The organism is Specibacter sp. BI4, from assembly GCF_056680095.1.
Genome location: NZ_CM155265.1, coordinates 3,508,533 through 3,525,510, shown reverse-complemented (window position 1 = coordinate 3,525,510; position 16,978 = coordinate 3,508,533). Strand labels below are relative to the sequence as shown.

At 63.5% G+C, this 16,978-nt stretch carries 17 protein-coding genes; 13 read left to right on the top strand and 4 right to left on the bottom strand.

Features of this window, described 5'->3' with window-relative positions; genetic code table 11:
* Positions 1-27 precede the first annotated feature (27 nt).
* Positions 28-603 (bottom strand): NADPH-dependent FMN reductase, encoded by a 576-nt coding sequence (locus AC1L6K_RS16150; RefSeq protein ID WP_480949858.1) that lies wholly within the window; start codon positions 601-603, stop codon positions 28-30.
* A gap of 129 nt (positions 604-732) precedes the next feature.
* On the opposite strand from AC1L6K_RS16150, the gene AC1L6K_RS16145 reads away from it, so the two are divergent.
* From AC1L6K_RS16145 to AC1L6K_RS16095, 11 genes are all read left to right on the top strand, one after another.
* Positions 733-1,272, top strand: coding sequence for a MarR family winged helix-turn-helix transcriptional regulator (locus AC1L6K_RS16145; RefSeq protein WP_480949857.1), 540 nt, complete (start codon positions 733-735; stop codon positions 1,270-1,272).
* A gap of 33 nt (positions 1,273-1,305) precedes the next feature.
* Positions 1,306-2,532, top strand: coding sequence for a 1-deoxy-D-xylulose-5-phosphate reductoisomerase (dxr, locus tag AC1L6K_RS16140; RefSeq protein ID WP_480949856.1), 1,227 nt, complete (start codon positions 1,306-1,308; stop codon positions 2,530-2,532).
* Between the two features lie 10 nt (positions 2,533-2,542).
* Positions 2,543-3,874, top strand: coding sequence for a M50 family metallopeptidase (locus tag AC1L6K_RS16135; protein WP_480952797.1), 1,332 nt, complete (start codon positions 2,543-2,545; stop codon positions 3,872-3,874).
* Between the two features lie 378 nt (positions 3,875-4,252).
* Complete coding sequence (locus AC1L6K_RS16130) at positions 4,253-5,158, top strand: hypothetical protein (protein WP_480949855.1); 906 nt, start codon at positions 4,253-4,255, stop codon at positions 5,156-5,158.
* A gap of 202 nt (positions 5,159-5,360) precedes the next feature.
* On the top strand, positions 5,361-5,987 hold the full coding sequence (locus AC1L6K_RS16125; RefSeq protein ID WP_480949854.1) for a MarR family transcriptional regulator: 627 nt from the start codon (positions 5,361-5,363) through the stop codon (positions 5,985-5,987).
* 60 nt (positions 5,988-6,047) lie between these two features.
* Positions 6,048-6,650, top strand: a complete 603-nt coding sequence (locus AC1L6K_RS16120; protein ID WP_480949853.1) for a hypothetical protein — start codon at positions 6,048-6,050, stop codon at positions 6,648-6,650.
* A 9-nt stretch (positions 6,651-6,659) separates the two neighbouring features.
* Entirely contained in the window at positions 6,660-6,953 is a 294-nt protein-coding gene (locus AC1L6K_RS16115) for a YciI family protein (RefSeq protein WP_480949852.1), read from the top strand.
* Between the two features lie 129 nt (positions 6,954-7,082).
* A complete protein-coding gene (gene ispG, locus AC1L6K_RS16110) occupies positions 7,083-8,249 on the top strand; it encodes a flavodoxin-dependent (E)-4-hydroxy-3-methylbut-2-enyl-diphosphate synthase (protein WP_480952796.1) in 1,167 nt (388 codons plus the stop codon).
* On the top strand, positions 8,206-9,099 hold the full coding sequence (locus tag AC1L6K_RS16105) for a GNAT family N-acetyltransferase (protein WP_480949851.1): 894 nt from the start codon (positions 8,206-8,208) through the stop codon (positions 9,097-9,099). The genes ispG and AC1L6K_RS16105 overlap by 44 nt, the downstream gene beginning before the upstream one ends.
* A 107-nt stretch (positions 9,100-9,206) precedes the next feature.
* Positions 9,207-11,234 (top strand): oxidoreductase, encoded by a 2,028-nt coding sequence (locus AC1L6K_RS16100; protein WP_480949850.1) that lies wholly within the window; start codon positions 9,207-9,209, stop codon positions 11,232-11,234.
* Complete coding sequence (locus AC1L6K_RS16095) at positions 11,234-11,851, top strand: PadR family transcriptional regulator (protein ID WP_480949849.1); 618 nt, start codon at positions 11,234-11,236, stop codon at positions 11,849-11,851. Before AC1L6K_RS16100 ends, AC1L6K_RS16095 begins: the two co-directional genes overlap by 1 nt.
* Here AC1L6K_RS16095 and AC1L6K_RS16090 read toward each other — a convergent pair.
* From AC1L6K_RS16090 to AC1L6K_RS16080, 3 genes are all read right to left on the bottom strand, one after another.
* Entirely contained in the window at positions 11,848-12,120 is a 273-nt protein-coding gene (locus AC1L6K_RS16090) for a hypothetical protein (protein WP_480949848.1), read from the bottom strand. The two genes, AC1L6K_RS16095 and AC1L6K_RS16090, sit on opposite strands and share 4 nt — an antisense overlap.
* A 232-nt stretch (positions 12,121-12,352) precedes the next feature.
* Positions 12,353-13,108, bottom strand: coding sequence for an ABC transporter permease (locus AC1L6K_RS16085; RefSeq protein ID WP_480949847.1), 756 nt, complete (start codon positions 13,106-13,108; stop codon positions 12,353-12,355).
* Positions 13,105-13,905, bottom strand: a complete 801-nt coding sequence (locus tag AC1L6K_RS16080) for an ABC transporter ATP-binding protein (RefSeq protein ID WP_480952795.1) — start codon at positions 13,903-13,905, stop codon at positions 13,105-13,107. The genes AC1L6K_RS16085 and AC1L6K_RS16080 overlap by 4 nt, the downstream gene beginning before the upstream one ends.
* A gap of 268 nt (positions 13,906-14,173) precedes the next feature.
* On the opposite strand from AC1L6K_RS16080, the gene AC1L6K_RS16075 reads away from it, so the two are divergent.
* Together AC1L6K_RS16075 and AC1L6K_RS16070 are read left to right on the top strand one after the other, a co-directional pair.
* Positions 14,174-15,967, top strand: a complete 1,794-nt coding sequence (locus AC1L6K_RS16075) for a proline--tRNA ligase (RefSeq protein WP_480949846.1) — start codon at positions 14,174-14,176, stop codon at positions 15,965-15,967.
* A gap of 203 nt (positions 15,968-16,170) precedes the next feature.
* The gene (locus AC1L6K_RS16070; RefSeq protein WP_480949845.1) at positions 16,171-16,971 is read left to right on the top strand and encodes a sulfite exporter TauE/SafE family protein; all 801 of its coding nucleotides are present in this window, start codon (positions 16,171-16,173) and stop codon (positions 16,969-16,971) included.
* Positions 16,972-16,978 lie beyond the last annotated feature (7 nt).

The window sequence follows — 16,978 nt, the reverse complement described above, 5'->3', positions numbered from 1 at the left end:
TGCGCGAGCGTTCCGAAGGTGGTGGGACTACGCGTTAACGAGGGCGCCTTCGCGAACCGTCTTCATGGCGTGGGTCCAGGAGATGAGCTGGTCGATCATGGGCTCAACCGAGGCGGCCTGCTGCTCAGTGGGCTTGAAGGTGGCGAAGTTCTCGAAGTCGCTGAACAGTGAGAACATGCCGGTCTTCTGGACGTGGGCAACCTGCAGCTCGGAAAGGATGCCGCGCAGGTGCTCCATGGCGCGGACGCCGAAGGCGGAGCCGTAGCCGACCATGCCGGCAGCCTTGTTGCTGAACTCTGCGTTCAGGTAGGAGATGGCGTTGGCCAGGGCCGGCTGGACCGAGTGGTTGTATTCGCCGGTGATGAAGATGTAGCCGTCGAACTCGTTCATCTTCGCCGCCCAGACCTTGGTGTGGTCGTTCTGGTAGTTCTGGTAAGCGGCCGGGTACGCCTCATCGAGGAGCGGCAGATTGAAGTCCGCGATGTCAACGATCTCGTAGTTGGCGTCCCCGCGCAGCTGGGCCTGGGCCAAAACCCACTCTGCAACACCTGTGTTGTTGCGGCCGGGGCGGGTGGAACCGGTGACGATGGCGATCCTGGTCATGTGTCTTCTCCTTGAAAGTGAGCAACCCGTCACCATTAGTAAATGACGTGTCAACTAAAACTTGCTGTTTCCATCATGGAGCAGAGATACTTGATATGTCAACTAATGTGAAGGGATGTGGGGAAGGCAATGCGCAGCAACGAAACGGTGGGCACGAAGATGCCGGTGGAAAGTCCGGAGAAGGCTCCCGGGGAGCACCCGTCTGCGGAAACGCGCTGGCTCAGCACGCAGGAACAGGAGCTGTGGCTGGCGTTGCGCGAATTCGCCAAGGGCCTCCCACGCGCCATCGACCGCCAGCTCCTCCAGGACTCCGACGTCTCCGGCGTGGAGTACTCCATCCTGGCCGTCGTCTCGGAATCGCCGGACAAGGTCGTGCGGTCGGGGGACCTCGCGGCCAAGCTGGGGTGGGAACGCTCCCGGGTGTCCCACCTGCTGCGCCGCATGGAAACCCGCGGGCTCATCCAACGCTGCGCCGCCACCGCCGACGGCCGCGGCCAGGACATCGCCCTGACCGATGCCGGCTGGGACAAGGTCCACGGCGCAGCCCCCGGCCACGTCACCATGGTGCGCGAAACCATCTTCGACCCCCTGGCCCCCGAACAGCAGGCACAGCTTTTTGCGGCACTCGCCAGCATCCGCCGCGCCGCCGAGGAACGCGGCCTGTGGTGACGCCCGCAGCCTAAGTGCGGAATACTTGGAGGCATGGCGCATCGTAAAGTTATTATTCTTGGCTCAACAGGTTCCATCGGCACCCAGGCGATTGACGTCGTCGAACAGGCCACCTTTCCCGAAGGCGACCCGCGATTCAGCGTGACTGCCATCAGCGCCGGCGGCGGCAATCTCGAGCTGCTGGCCGAACAGGCGGTGCAGTTGCGGGTGTTGGCAGTTGGCATTTCCGCGGACGACGCCGGGACCCTGCGTTCCCTGATTGACTCCCGTGCCGCTGCCGCCGGCTTGGCAGGCTTCGCCCCTGAGATTTTGACAGGCCCGGACGCCTCGACAGCCATCGCCGCGTGGGGTGCGGGCACTGGTGACGCGGCCGACGTCGTGCTTAACGGCATCACCGGATCCATCGGTCTGGCGCCGACCCTGGCCGCCCTGGCCACTCCCGCCATTCTGGCGTTGGCCAACAAGGAGTCACTGATTGTGGGCGGGGAGCTCGTCAAGGCGGCTGCCTCGCCGGGGCAATTGGTGCCCGTGGATTCAGAACACTCGGCGCTGGCCCAGGCGCTGCGCTCGGGCACAGCCGGTGAAGTTGCAAAGCTGATTGTCACGGCCTCTGGCGGGCCGTTCCGTGGCAGGACCCGCGAGCAACTGGCGGACGTCACGCCTGCGCAGGCGCTCAAGCACCCCACCTGGTCCATGGGCCCCATGGTCACCACCAACTCGGCCACCCTGGTCAACAAGGGGCTGGAGGTCATCGAGGCCCACCTGCTCTTTGATGTTCCGCTGGACCGGATTGAGGCAGTGGTGCATCCGCAGTCGGTGGTGCATTCAATGGTGGAGTTTACCGACGGCTCCACGATTGCCCAGGCGTCCCCGCCCGACATGCGCCTGCCCATCGCTCTGGGGCTGGGCTGGCCCGAGCGGGTGCCCGGAGCGGCAACACCCTGTGACTGGACGAAGGCGGCCACCTGGACGTTCGAGCCACTGGACAACGTGGCCTTTCCCGCCGTCGAACTTGCCAAGGACGCGGCACGACGGGGAAATACCTGCCCGGCCGTGTACAACGCTGCCAACGAGGAAGCCGTCCACGCTTTCCATGCAGGACGGATAGGCTTTCTGGACATTGTGGACACCATTGCGCAAGTACTCAGTGAACACACACCCACCTCGCAGCTGACGCTCCAATCAGTGCTGGATGCTGAAGTGTGGGCACGCGCCCGGACACAGCAGCTGCTGGCCGCCAGTGCAGAGAATGACCGATAGCAGAAGGTAAATTGTGACTGTATTGCTTTTCATTGGCGGAGTGGTCTTCGTGGCCGTTGGCATTGCCGTCTCCATCGCCTTGCACGAGGTGGGCCACCTGCTGCCCGCGAAACTGTTCAAAGTCCGTGTCACGCGGTACATGATCGGCTTCGGGCCGACGATGTGGTCACGAAAAAAGGGTGAAACAGAGTACGGGATCAAGGCGATTCCGGCCGGCGGCTACGTGGCGATGATCGGCATGTACCCGCCGAACCCCGTCGACGGCAGCGTCAGGCCCTCAAGCACCGGCATGTTCCAAACCCTGGCCAGCGAGGCCCGCAGCGTTGCCCATGAAGAGGTGGGCCCGGACGACTCCAACCGTGTCTTTTACAAGCTTCCCGTGTGGAAAAAGATCATCATCATGCTCGGCGGGCCGTTCATGAATCTGCTCATTGGCATCGTCCTCATGGGTGTCCTGCTGATGGGCTTTGGCACGGCCCAGGCCACCACGACTCTGGCGGAGGTCAACGCCTGCCAGGTGGCCTACGGCGAAGCTGTGCCAGCCGACCTGGCGAATTGCACCAAGACGCCCGCCGCGGCGGCCGGATTGCAGCCGGGCGACTCCATCAAGTCCTTCGACGGCCAGCCGGTCACCGACTGGAATGCGTTCACCGAGCGGGTGCGGGCCTCCGCCGGCAAGAATGTGTCCCTGGTGTATGAACGCGCCGGCGAGACTATCAGCACCACCATCACGCCGGTCTTGACTGCGCGGCCCGTCCTCAACGCCAACGGCATTGCGGAAGTGGATGCTGCAGGCACTGCTGTCACCGTGCAGGCAGGATTCCTCGGCATTGGGCCAACGTCCGCACTGGTGCGGGAACCGGCGTCGGCAGTGCTGCCGGCCGTGGGCAGGAACGTTGCGCAAATCGGGGGAGTGGTATTCCAGCTGCCGCAAAAACTTGCGGGCGTTGCACAAGCCGCCTTCAGCTCCGAACCGCGTGATCCAAACGGTCCCATCTCCGTCGTGGGTGTCGGGCGGGTGGCAGGTGAGGTGGCCGCCATGGAGGAAGTCCCGTTGAGTTCGCGCGTGGCGACGCTGACAGGGCTGCTCGCCGGAGTGAACCTGGCCTTGTTCGTCTTCAACCTCATTCCGCTGCTCCCGCTCGACGGCGGACACGTCCTGGGTGCACTCTATGAAGGCGTGCGGCGCACTTTCGCCAAGGTGTTCAAGCGCAAGGATCCGGGCCCGTTCGATATCGCGAAGCTGCTGCCTGTCACCTATGTGGCGGCAGTGGTGCTGATGGCCATGGGGGCGCTGCTGATTTATGCAGACATCGTCAAACCGGTGAACCTCTTCGGCTAGGCGCTCCCTCCTGGCCCCTGCCGTGTGGCGGGCTTCTGCCCCGTGAATCAGCGCCTGGGCCGCGCTTGTCTGGCACGTTTCCCATGATTCAGCGCCTGAGCCGCGCTTGTCTGGCACGTTTCCCATGATTCAGCGCCTGAGCCGTCTATCAGCTGTTGCCCAACAGCTGAGAGACGGCTCAGGCGCTGCTCTGCGATTTGGGGGTCCGTAATTCATTCCCCCACAGCGGGGGCTACGGCTGTCTTATCCACAGAATCGTATTTCAGGGTTCCTGCGGCCGTGCTTTAGTCAGCAGAATGAGTCATGGACAAGGAAAAGCTGCTCGCACACGTCAATGAATGCTGGCCGGCCGATGCCCCTGTGGCCACAACGGGGCAATTGGCCGATGCTGGTTGTGGGGACAGGCAGTTGACGAGGGCCGTTGCATTGAGGCTGGTGCTCAGGCTGCGCCGGGGCGCCTATGTACGCGCCGCTACGTGGAACCTGTTGAAGCCATGGGAGCAAAACAAAATGCGCTTGTGGGCCCACATTGTTTCGACAACGGGAACGCATACCTATTCACACTTCAGCGCTGCCCGGTTGCTGGGTCTTTCAGTGTGGAACTGTGATGCGCGGGTTCACCTGACCTGCCAAACCTCACCGGCGGGGGAGGGGACGGCACCGGATGTCCGCTTCCATGGCCTGCCTTTGGAGCCTGTCGAGATCAATTCGAAGTCCTTCAAAGACGGTCGTTCCGTCCTTGTCACGTCCATGGAACGCACTGTTGTGGACTGCGCCCGGTTTGGTGGTTTTGTCGAAGCAGTCATTATTGGCGACAGCGCGTTGTACAAGGGCGCCAACCTGGAAACAATGAACTCGATGGTGGAATCCCTGGCGGGTAAGCCAGGGGCAAGAAAGGCACGGAGGGTGTTGGCCGCGCTGAATGGCTTGGCTGAATCACCCGGCGAGACAAGAACACGGCTGTTTCTTGCCGCCATGGGCCTGCCGGAACCCGTGTTGCAACTGTGGATTACAGCGAACTTCACCCGTTACCGCGCGGATTTTGCCTGGCCGGAGATCAAACTGATCCTTGAATTTGATGGCAACTACAAGTACTACGAATTCAGGCCGACGGTCCTCGTACTCCGAGATGAACGGCGGCGAGAGAACTTGCTGATCGAACAAGGATGGCGGTTTATCAGGATCGATTGGCACGACCTCGCCGACCCCCGTGATCTGCTGAGACGAATCAATGCTGTCATGGCGGCGGCGAAGCGGGCAGCGCGGCTGTCCACAGCGGCCTGACACTTCCCGCTGCGCACGTGGCGCTCAAGAGCCGACATTTTCACGCAACAGCGCTTTGGCCGTGAATCAGCTGATGGGCAACAGCTGTATTGCGGCCCAGACGCTGTTTCGTGGTGTGGGGCCGTTCTCAGGCCAGATCACCTCATCCGCTCAACATCCAAAAATGGTTGATTATCGATAGACAATCAATTATGGTTGAGTCATGTTTGTTCTCACGATCGACCAGCGCGGAAGTCGAACCCACGGCGACAAGGTCCCACGGCTGCTGGGGCTGCTGGCCGACATTGACACCGTTCTGCCCTTCGAACGCTCCGTCGGAGATGAAGTGCAGGGCGTCATCGAGGATCCCGGCGCGGTTGTTGAAACGGTGGCCAGGGTTCTGCGGGAGCAGGAATGGTACATCGGCATTGGCGTCGGTGTCATGGAGCTTCCCGTTCCAGCCAGCTCCCGCGAGGGAGCCGGCAACGCATTCATCGCCGCCCGTGAAGCCATCGATGCAGCCAAAAGAACTGGCGATCGGGTGCCACTCTGTGTGCGTTCCGCCGTTGACCAAGCCGCCCCGTGGGTCGAATCGGCTGAAGCTGTTCTGGTCCTGTTTGGTGATGTGGTGCGGCGCAGGTCTGATGCTGAATGGCGGGTCCTCGACGCTTTGAATACAGCTCCCGGCGCTGCCCAGAAAGACGTGGCCAGGCAATTGGGAATCAGTCCGCAGGCGGTCAGCAAAGCCATTCTGCGCTCCGGGACGGTGGAGGAGCGAAATGGGCGCCGGGCAGCAATCCTGCTTCTTGACCACGCAACGCGCGCCATGAATGTCGGTGGCACCAGCTAGTTTGAAATCAACGGCGATGCCAGCGGCTGCCAACGAGTCCCGCTGGCGCAAGGAGGACACATGGACGCGATTTGGATAGCTGCCGCGCTTGCCGTCGCCGTCATTGGCGGCTGGCCGGTGACAGCCGGGATGCTCAGATTCGCCAAGTCCAAGACTGTTCGTGCCGTTGATGCAGCCGAGAGCGGCGAAGCCGCGCCAGGTTCCACACAAACTGCTGTGTCGGCCGCGCTGCCAGGGGAACCGGGCCCGGAGCCAGAGCCTCGGCCGGCCACGGCCTCGGAACCGGCTGCGCTGACAGTGGAGCCGGAACCGGAGCTTGTGCCGGTGCTGCGCGAAGAGTTCCCGCCGGAGGCAGCGCCCGAGTCGGATCCAGATGCCCTGCCCGGAAACCCCGCACCGCCCGAATCAGCTGCCGCGAGCCCCCAGGTCGAAGTCCTGCGCGGCGGGCTGCTCATCGGTTTTCTTGAACGCGCGGCCGTGGCGGTGGCCATCTTCTCAGGCCAGCCTGTGGCAATCGCCTATGTCGTGGCGATCAAGGGCTTGGGCAGGTATCCGGAGCTGAAGGACACACCCGCCGCCAGCGAACGGTTCATCATCGGCACGCTGGCGTCCATGCTGTGGTCGGCCAGTGTTGCGGTACTGGCAAAAGTGCTCCTGTTATAAGGTGAAGCCATGTCTATTTTCGCTGTCGAATACATTTATGGTCCAGAAGCCGAAGCCGCCCGCACCGAACACCGCCCCAAACACAGGGAATGGCTGGCCGCCCAGGCCGAGGCTGAAGTGTTGCTGGCCTCAGGTCCCTATGCTGACGGGGCAGGCGCGTTGCTGATTTTCCGTGCAGAGAATGAAACTGCCGTGCAGAACCTTGTTTCGCAGGATCCAATGACAATTGGCGGCGGTGTCACCGGCTTGAAGATTTCCGGCTGGAATCCTGTGATTGGCCAACTCAGCCGCTTCGTGGGATAAACCTCATTGGTCCTCGCCGGACGGGGATCGAGCCTACAATCAAAGATAGATATTGCGGGTTTCCTTAGTGGCGCCACAAACCGGTGCAACTGCCGCATTATTTGATAAATGAACTCCAAGGAGCATATTTTGACCTCCGTCAGTCTTGGCATGCCGCCATTGCCACCACCAGTGCTAGCGCCCAGGCGCAAGACCAGGCAAATCAAGGTCGGCTCGGTGGGTGTGGGTTCGGATTCGCCCATCAGCGTACAATCCATGACAACCACGAAGACCACCGACATCAACGCCACGCTGCAGCAGATTGCTGAACTCACGGCGTCTGGCTGCGACATTGTGCGCGTGGCCTGTCCGGCCCAGGACGATGCCGATGCACTGCCGATCATTGCCCGCAAGTCGCAGATCCCCGTGATTGCCGACATCCACTTCCAGCCGAAGTACGTCTTCGCAGCCATCGAGGCTGGCTGTGCCGCCGTGCGGGTGAACCCCGGAAACATTCGCAAGTTTGATGACCAGGTCAAGGAAATTGCGAAGGCGGCAAAGGACCATGGCACGTCCATCCGGATCGGCGTGAATGCAGGTTCGCTGGAGCCCGGCATCATGAAAAAGTACGGCAAGGCAACCCCCGAAGCCTTGGTTGAATCTGCCGTCTGGGAAGCCTCCCTGTTTGAGGAACACGGCTTCCACGACTTCAAGATCTCCGTCAAGCACAACGACCCCGTCATTATGGTGGCCGCCTATGAAATGCTCGCCGAACAGGGCGACTGGCCCCTGCACCTTGGCGTGACCGAGGCCGGACCAGCCTTCCAGGGCACCATCAAGTCCGCCACCGCATTTGGCGCGCTGCTCGCCAAGGGCATCGGCGACACCATTCGCGTCTCTCTTTCGGCCCCGCCGGTGGAGGAAATCAAGGTCGGGAACCAGATCCTGCAGTCGCTGAACCTGCGCCCGCGGAAGCTGGAAATCGTTTCCTGCCCGTCGTGCGGCCGCGCCCAGGTTGACGTGTACACCTTGGCTGAGGAAGTCACCGCCGGCCTCGAAGGCATGGAAGTTCCGCTGCGCGTGGCCGTCATGGGCTGCGTTGTCAACGGTCCCGGTGAGGCCCGCGAAGCAGACCTGGGTGTTGCTTCGGGCAACGGCAAGGGACAAATCTTTGTGAAGGGAAAAGTCATCAAGACTGTCCCGGAAGACCAAATTGTTGAGACACTCATTGAAGAAGCAATGAGACTTGCCGAAGAGATGGAGTCCGACGCGGATGACCCGACTCTCCAGGGTGGCCCCGTGGTCAGCGTTTCCTAAAAGGGCGCATCGCGAGCCGGTGCGCGTCCTGGTCCACGCGGACACGGACGCGCTCCGGGCCTTGGTCGCGCGCGACCGCGTGGCCAACGTCTTCGTTGACACGCTCATCAACCAGAACAACAGCGCCGTGCCACCTTTCCCCGGCGCGGACATGTTGGGTTATTTTGCGGACGACGGCGTGACGCTGGCTGCCGCCTGCTGGGTCGGCTCCAATGTGGTCCCCGTAGAGGCCACGGCCGTGCAGGCTGCAAGTTTTGGCCAGTGGATCGTTGCCCATTGGCAGCCGCACGCCTCCATTTTTGGGCCGGCCGAGGCCACCCTTGCCCTCATGGATGTGCTGCGCAAGGCTGGTATCACAGCGCAGGAAATTCGTGCCAACCAGCCGCTGCTGACCATAACCGGACCGCCGCTTGTGGCGGCCAACCCCGCCCTGACGGTGAGTGTCAGCAGCCAGTTCGATGAGATCCTCGTCGCCGCCGCAGCGATGTTTGAAGAGGAGGTGGGGTATTCGCCGTTCCTTGGCGGGGACGGCAACTACCGCCGCCGCGTCGCCTGGCTGATCGGCCACGGCTACTCCTTCAGCCACGACGAACCCGACGGTGCCGTCATTTTCAAGGCCGATGTCGGCGCGGCCACCACGTTCGCCACCCAGATCCAAGGTGTCTGGATGAACCCGAGATACCGCGGCATCGGACTCAGCGCCGGCTACATGGCGGCCGTGGTCCTGCTGGCCCAGGCGCACGCGCCCATCACCAGCCTGTACGTCAACGACTACAACACCAAGGCGCGCGCCGTGTACAAACGCGTCGGCTTCACGCAGGTCGGGACCTTCGCCACCGTCCTGTTCTAGTGCTGCAGTGACGGCATCCTGACAAGGGCGCAAATAAAAACAAAAATCCCTGCAGCGGTGTTTTCTGCGCTACGATTATGCAACTTGTTGCAAAAAGGAGTTCATGAATGAATGCTGGCCAGTTCCCCCACCTGTTTGCCCCGTTGGACCTTGGATTCACCACCCTGCCCAACCGGGTGCTGATGGGCTCCATGCACGTCGGACTTGAAGAGCTCCCCGGCGGCTTCGAGCGCATGGCGGCGTTCTACGCTGAGCGTGCCCGCGGGGGAGTGGCCCTGATGGTCACCGGAGGCATCTCGCCCAACGAAGCCGGCCGGCCGATGAAGGGCGGCGCCAAGATCAGCACCAAGGAAGAAGCGGATCAGCACCGGGTGGTCACCGCGGCCGTGCATGCCGAGGGCAGCAAGATTGCGCTGCAGCTGCTGCACTTTGGCAGGTATGCATCGCACCGGAACCTGGTGGCCCCCAGCGCGGTCCAGGCCCCGATCAGTCCGCTCACACCGCAGCCGCTTACCGGTGCCGAAGTGGAACAGACCATTGAGGACTTCGTCCATGCTGCTGAACTGGCCCAGTCGGCCGGCTACGACGGCGTCGAGATCATGGGTTCGGAAGGTTACCTGATCAACGAATTCGTGGTCCGCCGCACCAACCACCGCAGCGATGAATGGGGTGGTTCCTACGAAAACCGCATGCGTTTCCCAGTGGAGATTGTCCGCCGCACCCGTGAACGCGTGGGGGAGAACTTCATCATCATCTACAGGCTCTCGATGCTTGACCTGGTGGAGGACGGCTCCACGCTTGAGGAAGTCATCACCCTGGCACAAGCCATTGAAAAGGCCGGTGCCACCATCATCAACACCGGCATCGGCTGGCACGAAGCCCGCATCCCCACCATCGTCACGTCCGTGCCCAGGGCCGGATACGCCTGGGTCACCAAAAAAGTCATGGGCTCGGTGGGCATCCCCCTGATCACGACCAACCGCATCAACACCCCCGACGTGGCCGAACAACTGCTCGCCGACGGCACCGCCGACATGGTGTCCATGGCCCGGCCCTTCCTGGCCGACGCATTCTTCATGCGCAAGGCCGGGGACGGCCGCAGCGACGAGATCAACAGCTGCATCGGCTGCAACCAGGCCTGCCTTGACCACACCTTCGTGGGCAAAACCTCGTCCTGCCTGGTCAACCCCCGGGCCTGCCACGAAACCGAAATCATCATCGACACAGCGGCCCAACCCAAAAAGATAGCTGTCGTCGGCGCCGGCCCCGCCGGCCTGGCCTTTGCCGTGACGGCCGCCGAGCGAGGGCACGCCGTGACGCTGGTCGAGGCCGCCGGCGAGATTGGCGGCCAGTTCAACATTGCCAAGCAAATCCCCGGCAAGGAGGAGTTCAACGAGACCATCCGCTACTTCGGACGCCAGATCCAATTGCGCGGCATCGACCTGCGCCTGGACACCCGGGCCACGGCGGCGGGACTGCTGGCGGAAAACTTTGACGAGATCGTGCTTGCCACAGGCGTCACCCCGCGCACACCCGAGCTCGACGGCGTGGACCACCCCAGCGTGCTGAACTACCTTGACGTGCTGCGCGACAAGAAGGACGTCGGCACCAACGTGGCCATTCTCGGGGCGGGCGGAATCGGCTTCGATGTGGCCGAATACATCACCGCGCACGGGACCAGCGCCACCCTGGTCCCGGAAAAGTTCTACCGCGAGTGGGGCATTGACCCCGACTACACCGGCGCCGGCGGCATCACCACCGCCGCCCCGCCCCGTCCGGACCGGCGCGTGGGCTTGTTCCAGCGCAAGGAAACCAAGGTGGGTGCCGGCCTGGGCAAGACGACCGGCTGGATCCACCGCACAGCCTTGCGTGCCAAGGGAGTCCAAATGGTGCCGGGTGTGGAATACCAAAAGATTGACGACGCCGGGCTCCACTTCCGCGTCAACGGCACCGACACCGTCCTCCCCGTTGACACTGTCATCCTGTGCACCGGCCAGGAACCCCGCCGGGAGCTGCAGGCCGGGCTGGAAGCCGGGGGCGCCGTCGTGCATCTCATTGGTGGAGCGGATGTGGCGGCCGAGCTCGATGCGAAGCGGGCCATCGACCAGGGCACGCGCCTGGCAGCAAGAATCTAGTGTCGCTGACCCACGCCATCCTGACCTCGCTGCTGGAAAAGCCGTGCACCGGGGCTGAACTGGCGCGGCGCTTCGACAAATCGCTGGGGCATTTTTGGCAGGCCACGCACCAGCAGATTTACAAGGAGCTGGGAAAAATGGAAGCCGCCGGCCTGATCGAAGCCCGCGGACTGCCCACTGCCAGGGGGCAGCAACGACGTTTTGAGGTCCTGGAGCCCGGCCGCGCGGCGCTGCAGGACTGGTGCGCAGGGCAGGGCGGGCCGCGCCCCATCCGGGACGAACTGCTCGTGCGAATGCGCGCAGCAGCAGTTCTGGGGACGGTGGACATCACCGATGAAATGCGCCGGCACCAACGGCTGCACGCGGAAACGCTCCAACGGTACGAGGCCATCGACGGCCGAGACTTTCCTGCGGGCGCGGACCGGTCCACGGCGGACGAGCTGCAACTGGCTGTGCTGCGGGCAGGGATTGCGTATGAACAGTCGTGGCTGGCATGGTGCGGGCAGGCCCTGGCCGACATTCGGAAGGATGGCGCCGGGGCACGAGGGGTCACCAGTCAGCGGAGTGCAGCGGAGCAGGCCAGCCAAAGAACGGCAGCGGAGCGGGGCAGGGACTAACTGCTGGCGGATTCCTGCTCGGACGCCTGGGCCTGGAGGGTGTGCGCGGTGGCTTCCAGCATGGCTGCCGCCTGGCCTATCACGGGTGCGTAGGAGGACTGCCACGCGTGCTTGAAGACAAACGCGTCTGGGCCCTCCCACCGCAAGTTGGAGCTGATGCGGGCGCTCAACTGGCTTTTGACTGCCAGCAACACAGTATTTGCATGCTCGAGTTCCCGGGCAAACTGTCGCAACTCCTCGGGATCTGCCCCGTACAGGCCTGTGCTCATGGGTTCTCCTGCGGTTGCCTTGGCATCGGATCCAGCGGGCATTGATTACAGCACTCGGAACTTCAACGCTCGTTGACCTTCAACGTTAGGGGACGTGCGGGGGCTGCGCGATGGGCAGAGCTACCCATGCCCGGGAAACGCCGGCGCGGCCGGCACTGACCCGGGACTCCAATGACAGGACGCCACCGGCCACAGGACGCCACCGGCCACCGGACGCCACTGACCCGGCGGCTCAGGCTGTTCGGCGCCGCAGGGTCAGGGAAGCAAGCAGCAGCACTGCCAACACGAACGAGGCAATGACCACCAGGTCCGTGGCCAGCGCGGCCGTCGGATCAGCGTGGGCCGCCACTTCCTGCAGGCCGTCCACGGCATAACTAAGGGGCAGGACATTCGAGACTGCCTCCAGCACCCCGTTCATCTGGTCCCTGGCCACAAACAGCCCGCACAACAGAATCTGCGGAATCACCACCACCGGCATGAACTGGACGGCCTGGAATTCGGTGGTCGCGAACGCCGAACACAGCAGGCCCAGCGCCACGCCCAGCACCGCCGTTAGCACCGAAATCAACACCACCCAGCCGGCATTGCCGTCGATCTTCATGCCAAAAATCCAGTACGCCGTCCCCGTGGCCACCAACGCCTGCAGCGCGGCCATGATCGAAAATGCCAGGGCATAGCCGAACAGGAGGTCGGCCTTGTGGATTGGTGTTGTCAGCAGCCGCTCAAGCGTGCCGGAGGTCCGCTCCCGCAACATCGTGATCGAGGTGACAAGGAACATCACCACGAACGGAAAAATGCCCAGCATCATCAGCCCCACCCGGTCAAAGGTGCGTGGCATGCCGGGGGCCAGCGGCTCATTTTGGTACAGCCAGTACACGAGCGCCAACAGCACGGCGGGGACAACCAGGATCATGCCAATGCTGCGCGGGTCACCCCTGAGCTGGCGCAGCACCCGGGTGCAGGTGGCCCACATCATCGTGGCGTTCATGAGGCCTCCCTGCCGCGGGCACCGCCGGCTGGGCGGGTACCACCCTTGTCACGGGAGCGGCCGTCGGCGCCGGCGTCGGACTCCATCGATTCCCTGATCAGCCGCAGGAAGGCCAGCTCCAGGTCGTCCGTCCGCCCGCTTTCACGCAATTGCGCAGGTGTCAGCTGCGAGAGCAGCATCCCATCGCGCAGCAGCAACAACGAATCGCAGTGTGCGGCCTCCTCCATGACATGGCTGGAAATGATCAGCGAGGTCCCTTCGGCGGCCATGGCACGAAATTGCGACCACAAGTCCGCCCGCAGCACCGGGTCCAGGCCCACCGTCGGCTCGTCCAGGACAAGCAGCCGAGGCTTGCCCACCAGCGCACAGGCCAGGGACACCCGGCTGAACTGCCCGCCGGACAGGTCTCCCGCCTTGCGCTTTGCCAGTTCGGAAAGCCCGACGGCGGCCAACACCGCGTGCGCTTCGTCACGGCTGCCGCCGTGCACCGACCCGAAATACCGCACATTGTCGATCACGCTCAGGTCGCGGTAGACGCTGGCAGCCTGGGTGACGTAGCCGACGTCGTTCCTGTTCCGGGGGTCTCCTGCCGGGCGGCCAAGGACCGTGACAGTGCCCGCACTGATGCGCTGGACGCCCACCATGGCCCGCATCAGCGTGGTCTTGCCGCTGCCGGACGGCCCCAGCAGGCCGGTAATGCGCCCCTGCGGGATGTTGGCGCTGATATTGGCCAGCACTGTGGCCTTGCCACGCTCGACACGCAGGCCCTCGATGCTGACGCTCACGGGCCCGTTCATGCCCGAGGGATCAGCAGGAATGGGGGCGAAAGGGGGCTCGGGGGCGGGCAATGCTGCTCGGTGGGACATCCTGGCTCCAAAGCTGCCGGTGCATGAACATGTCACTTCAAACTAGACCCGGGACAGGGCGCTGTCCAGCACCGCAACACGCCCACGGTGCCCGCCGCGGATCGGGTGTGCCAGAGCCCCTCCGGAACCGGTAGATTGGTATCTGTCCGTCTTTATCCACGGCGGCACCCACCAACTTCTAGAAATGGAAAATCTGCCCGTGGCACTTCGCCTTTCCAAACTCTTTTTACGTACCCTGCGTGAAGATCCCGTCGATGCTGAAGTGGACAGCCACAAGCTGTTGCTGCGTGCCGGCTACATCCGCCGCGCGGCGCCGGGCATCTACACCTGGCTCCCGTTGGGCCTGCGCGTACTGCGCAAGGTTGAAGCCATTGTGCGTGAAGAGATGGACGCCATCGGCGCCCAGGAGGTCCATTTTCCGGCACTGCTGCCCAAGGAACCGTACGAAGTCACCAACCGGTGGCTGGAATACGGCGACGGCATCTTCCGCCTGCAGGACCGCAAGGGGGCCGACTACCTTCTGGCCCCCACACACGAGGAAATGTTCACGCTGCTGGTCAAGGACCTGTACTCCTCGTACAAGGACCTGCCGCTGAGCCTGTACCAGATCCAAAACAAGTACCGCGACGAGGCCCGTCCCCGCGCCGGCCTGCTGCGCGGGCGCGAGTTCATCATGAAGGACTCGTACTCCTTTGACATTGACGACGCCGGACTGGACGCCAGCTACATGGCCCACCGGGGTGCCTACTTGCGGATCTTTGCGCGCCTGGGCCTGGAGATCATCCCGGTCGCGGCAACCGCCGGTGCCATGGGCGGGTCCAAGAGCGAAGAGTTCCTGCACCCGATGGGCGTCGGCGAAGACACTTTCGTGCGCTCGCCCGGCGGCTATGCAGCCAACGTCGAGGCCGTCACCACGATCGTGCCGGCGGAGATCGACTTCAGCAACGCACCCGCTGCCGTTGTCAGGGACACCCCGGAAACCCCCACGATTGACACACTCGTGGCCGCAGCGAACGAGGTGTCTCCCCGTGGGGAACGCGCCTGGAGTGCCGCCGACACGTTGAAGAACGTGGTGTTGGCCATAGACCTGCCCACGGGTGAACGCCAGATCGTGGTTGTCGGCCTGCCCGGCGACCGCGACGTTGACCTCAAGCGCATCGAAGCCAACATTGGCGTCCACCTGTCAATTGGTGGCGAAGTGGCAGTTGCCGCGGCCACCGAGGCCGACCTGAAAAAGCACCCGGGACTCATCAAGGGCTACATCGGGCCGGGACTCTCGGCCGATGAGGCAGTGCTGGGTGCCGAGGCAGCCACAAAGCTCCTGTACCTGGTTGACCCCCGAGTGGTCTCCGGCACCAGCTGGATCACCGGCGCCAACGAACCGGGCAGGCACGTCTTCGGCCTCGTTGCCGGTCGTGACTTCAGCTGGGACGGCACCATCGAGGCCGCACAGGTGCGCGAAGGCGACCCGGCTCCCGACGGATCCGGCCCGCTGGAATCCGCCCGCGGCATTGAAATGGGGCACATCTTCGCCCTGGGCCGCAAGTACGCCGAGGCTCTTGAGCTGAAGGTGTTGGACCACAACGGCAAGCTTGCAGTTGTGACCATGGGCTCCTACGGCATCGGCATCACCCGTGCCGTGGCGGCACTGGCAGAGTCCAACCACGACGACAAGGGGCTGATCTGGCCCGCGAACGTCGCCCCGGCGAACGTCCACGTGGTTGCTGTCGGCCGCGGTGCCGAGATCTTCGAGGCAGCCGAACAACTCACGGCCGAGCTGGAAACCGCAGGAATGGAAGTCATTTACGACGACCGTGCCAAGGTTTCCCCCGGCGTGAAGTTTGGCGATGCCGAACTGATCGGCGTCCCCACCATCCTGGCCGTCGGCCGCGGACTGGTGGACGGCGTCGTGGAAATCAAGAACCGCGCCACCGGCGTTGCCGAGAACGTGGCAGTGGCCGACGCCGTGAAGTACATCCTCGACCAGCAGTAATTCGCTCAGGACCCGGGGCGCACTTCCGCCAGCAGCCCGGCTCTGGGGCGCCGGCGCACGCTGCCGCCGGTGCCCCTCGCGGGCAGTAAGATTCTTTCGCTCGTTCCTCGTTCCTCGGACCGCGCGCCAAGAATCCATCCCCGCTCCGGGGCACCGGCTCCCACGTGCGCCGGGTCCTTCGACGTCCGCAGAAGGGGACTGCCATGATTTCCGGCTTTGAGAACATCACACTGGCCACGATCCTGTTGGTCATCGTGGCCGGGTTTGCCGCCGGGTGGATCGATGCCGTGGTCGGTGGCGGTGGGCTTATCCAGCTTCCCGTGATGTTGATGATCCCCGGAATCACGCCGGTCCAGGCGCTGGCCACCAACAAGATGGGCTCCATCTTCGGCACCGCCACCAGCTCCGTCACGTATTACCGGCGGGTGAAGCCGGACATGCGCACGGCCCTGCCCATGGCCGGTGTGGCACTCGCGGGCAGCCTGGGCGGGGCCGTGGTGGCAGCCAGCCTGCCGGGGTCGGTGTTCAAGCCGATCATCGTCGCAGCACTGGTTGCGGTGCTGCTCTTCACCGCGTTCAAACCCAACCTTGGCGAACTCACTGCGCTGCGCCATTCAGGCCGCAAGCATTATGTGGTCGCCTGCTGCATTGGGATGTTGATCGGTTTTTACGACGGCCTGATCGGCCCGGGCACGGGATCGTTCCTTGTGATAGCCATGGTCAGCCTGATGGGCTATGCGTTCCTGGAGGCCAGTGCCAAGGCAAAAATCGTCAACCTGGCGACCAACGCCGGCGCCTTGATGTTCTTTTTGCCGCACGGTTCACTGCTGTGGGGCGTGGGGCTGATCCTGGGTGCGGCGAACATGGCCGGCGGCTACCTCGGTGCCCGCACGGCAGTGAAACAGGGCAGCAAGTTCATCCGGATCGTATTTCTGGTCGTTGTCACTGCCTTGATCATCAAGCTCGGCATTGACGTCTGGAACGAAAACATCCTGCACCGCTAACACCGCC

Coding starts and splice junctions, on each gene's coding strand:
- AC1L6K_RS16145 (WP_480949857.1), top strand. CDS start 733: ATGCGCAGCAACGAAACGGTGGGCACGAAGATGCCGGTGGAAAGTCCG.
- AC1L6K_RS16120 (WP_480949853.1), top strand. CDS start 6,048: ATGGACGCGATTTGGATAGCTGCCGCGCTTGCCGTCGCCGTCATTGGC.
- AC1L6K_RS16125 (WP_480949854.1), top strand. CDS start 5,361: ATGTTTGTTCTCACGATCGACCAGCGCGGAAGTCGAACCCACGGCGAC.
- AC1L6K_RS16070 (WP_480949845.1), top strand. CDS start 16,171: ATGATTTCCGGCTTTGAGAACATCACACTGGCCACGATCCTGTTGGTC.
- AC1L6K_RS16085 (WP_480949847.1), bottom strand. CDS start 13,108: ATGAACGCCACGATGATGTGGGCCACCTGCACCCGGGTGCTGCGCCAG.
- dxr (WP_480949856.1), top strand. CDS start 1,306: ATGGCGCATCGTAAAGTTATTATTCTTGGCTCAACAGGTTCCATCGGC.
- AC1L6K_RS16080 (WP_480952795.1), bottom strand. CDS start 13,905: ATGAACGGGCCCGTGAGCGTCAGCATCGAGGGCCTGCGTGTCGAGCGT.
- AC1L6K_RS16150 (WP_480949858.1), bottom strand. CDS start 603: ATGACCAGGATCGCCATCGTCACCGGTTCCACCCGCCCCGGCCGCAAC.
- AC1L6K_RS16100 (WP_480949850.1), top strand. CDS start 9,207: ATGAATGCTGGCCAGTTCCCCCACCTGTTTGCCCCGTTGGACCTTGGA.
- AC1L6K_RS16090 (WP_480949848.1), bottom strand. CDS start 12,120: ATGAGCACAGGCCTGTACGGGGCAGATCCCGAGGAGTTGCGACAGTTT.
- AC1L6K_RS16105 (WP_480949851.1), top strand. CDS start 8,206: ATGACCCGACTCTCCAGGGTGGCCCCGTGGTCAGCGTTTCCTAAAAGG.
- AC1L6K_RS16115 (WP_480949852.1), top strand. CDS start 6,660: ATGTCTATTTTCGCTGTCGAATACATTTATGGTCCAGAAGCCGAAGCC.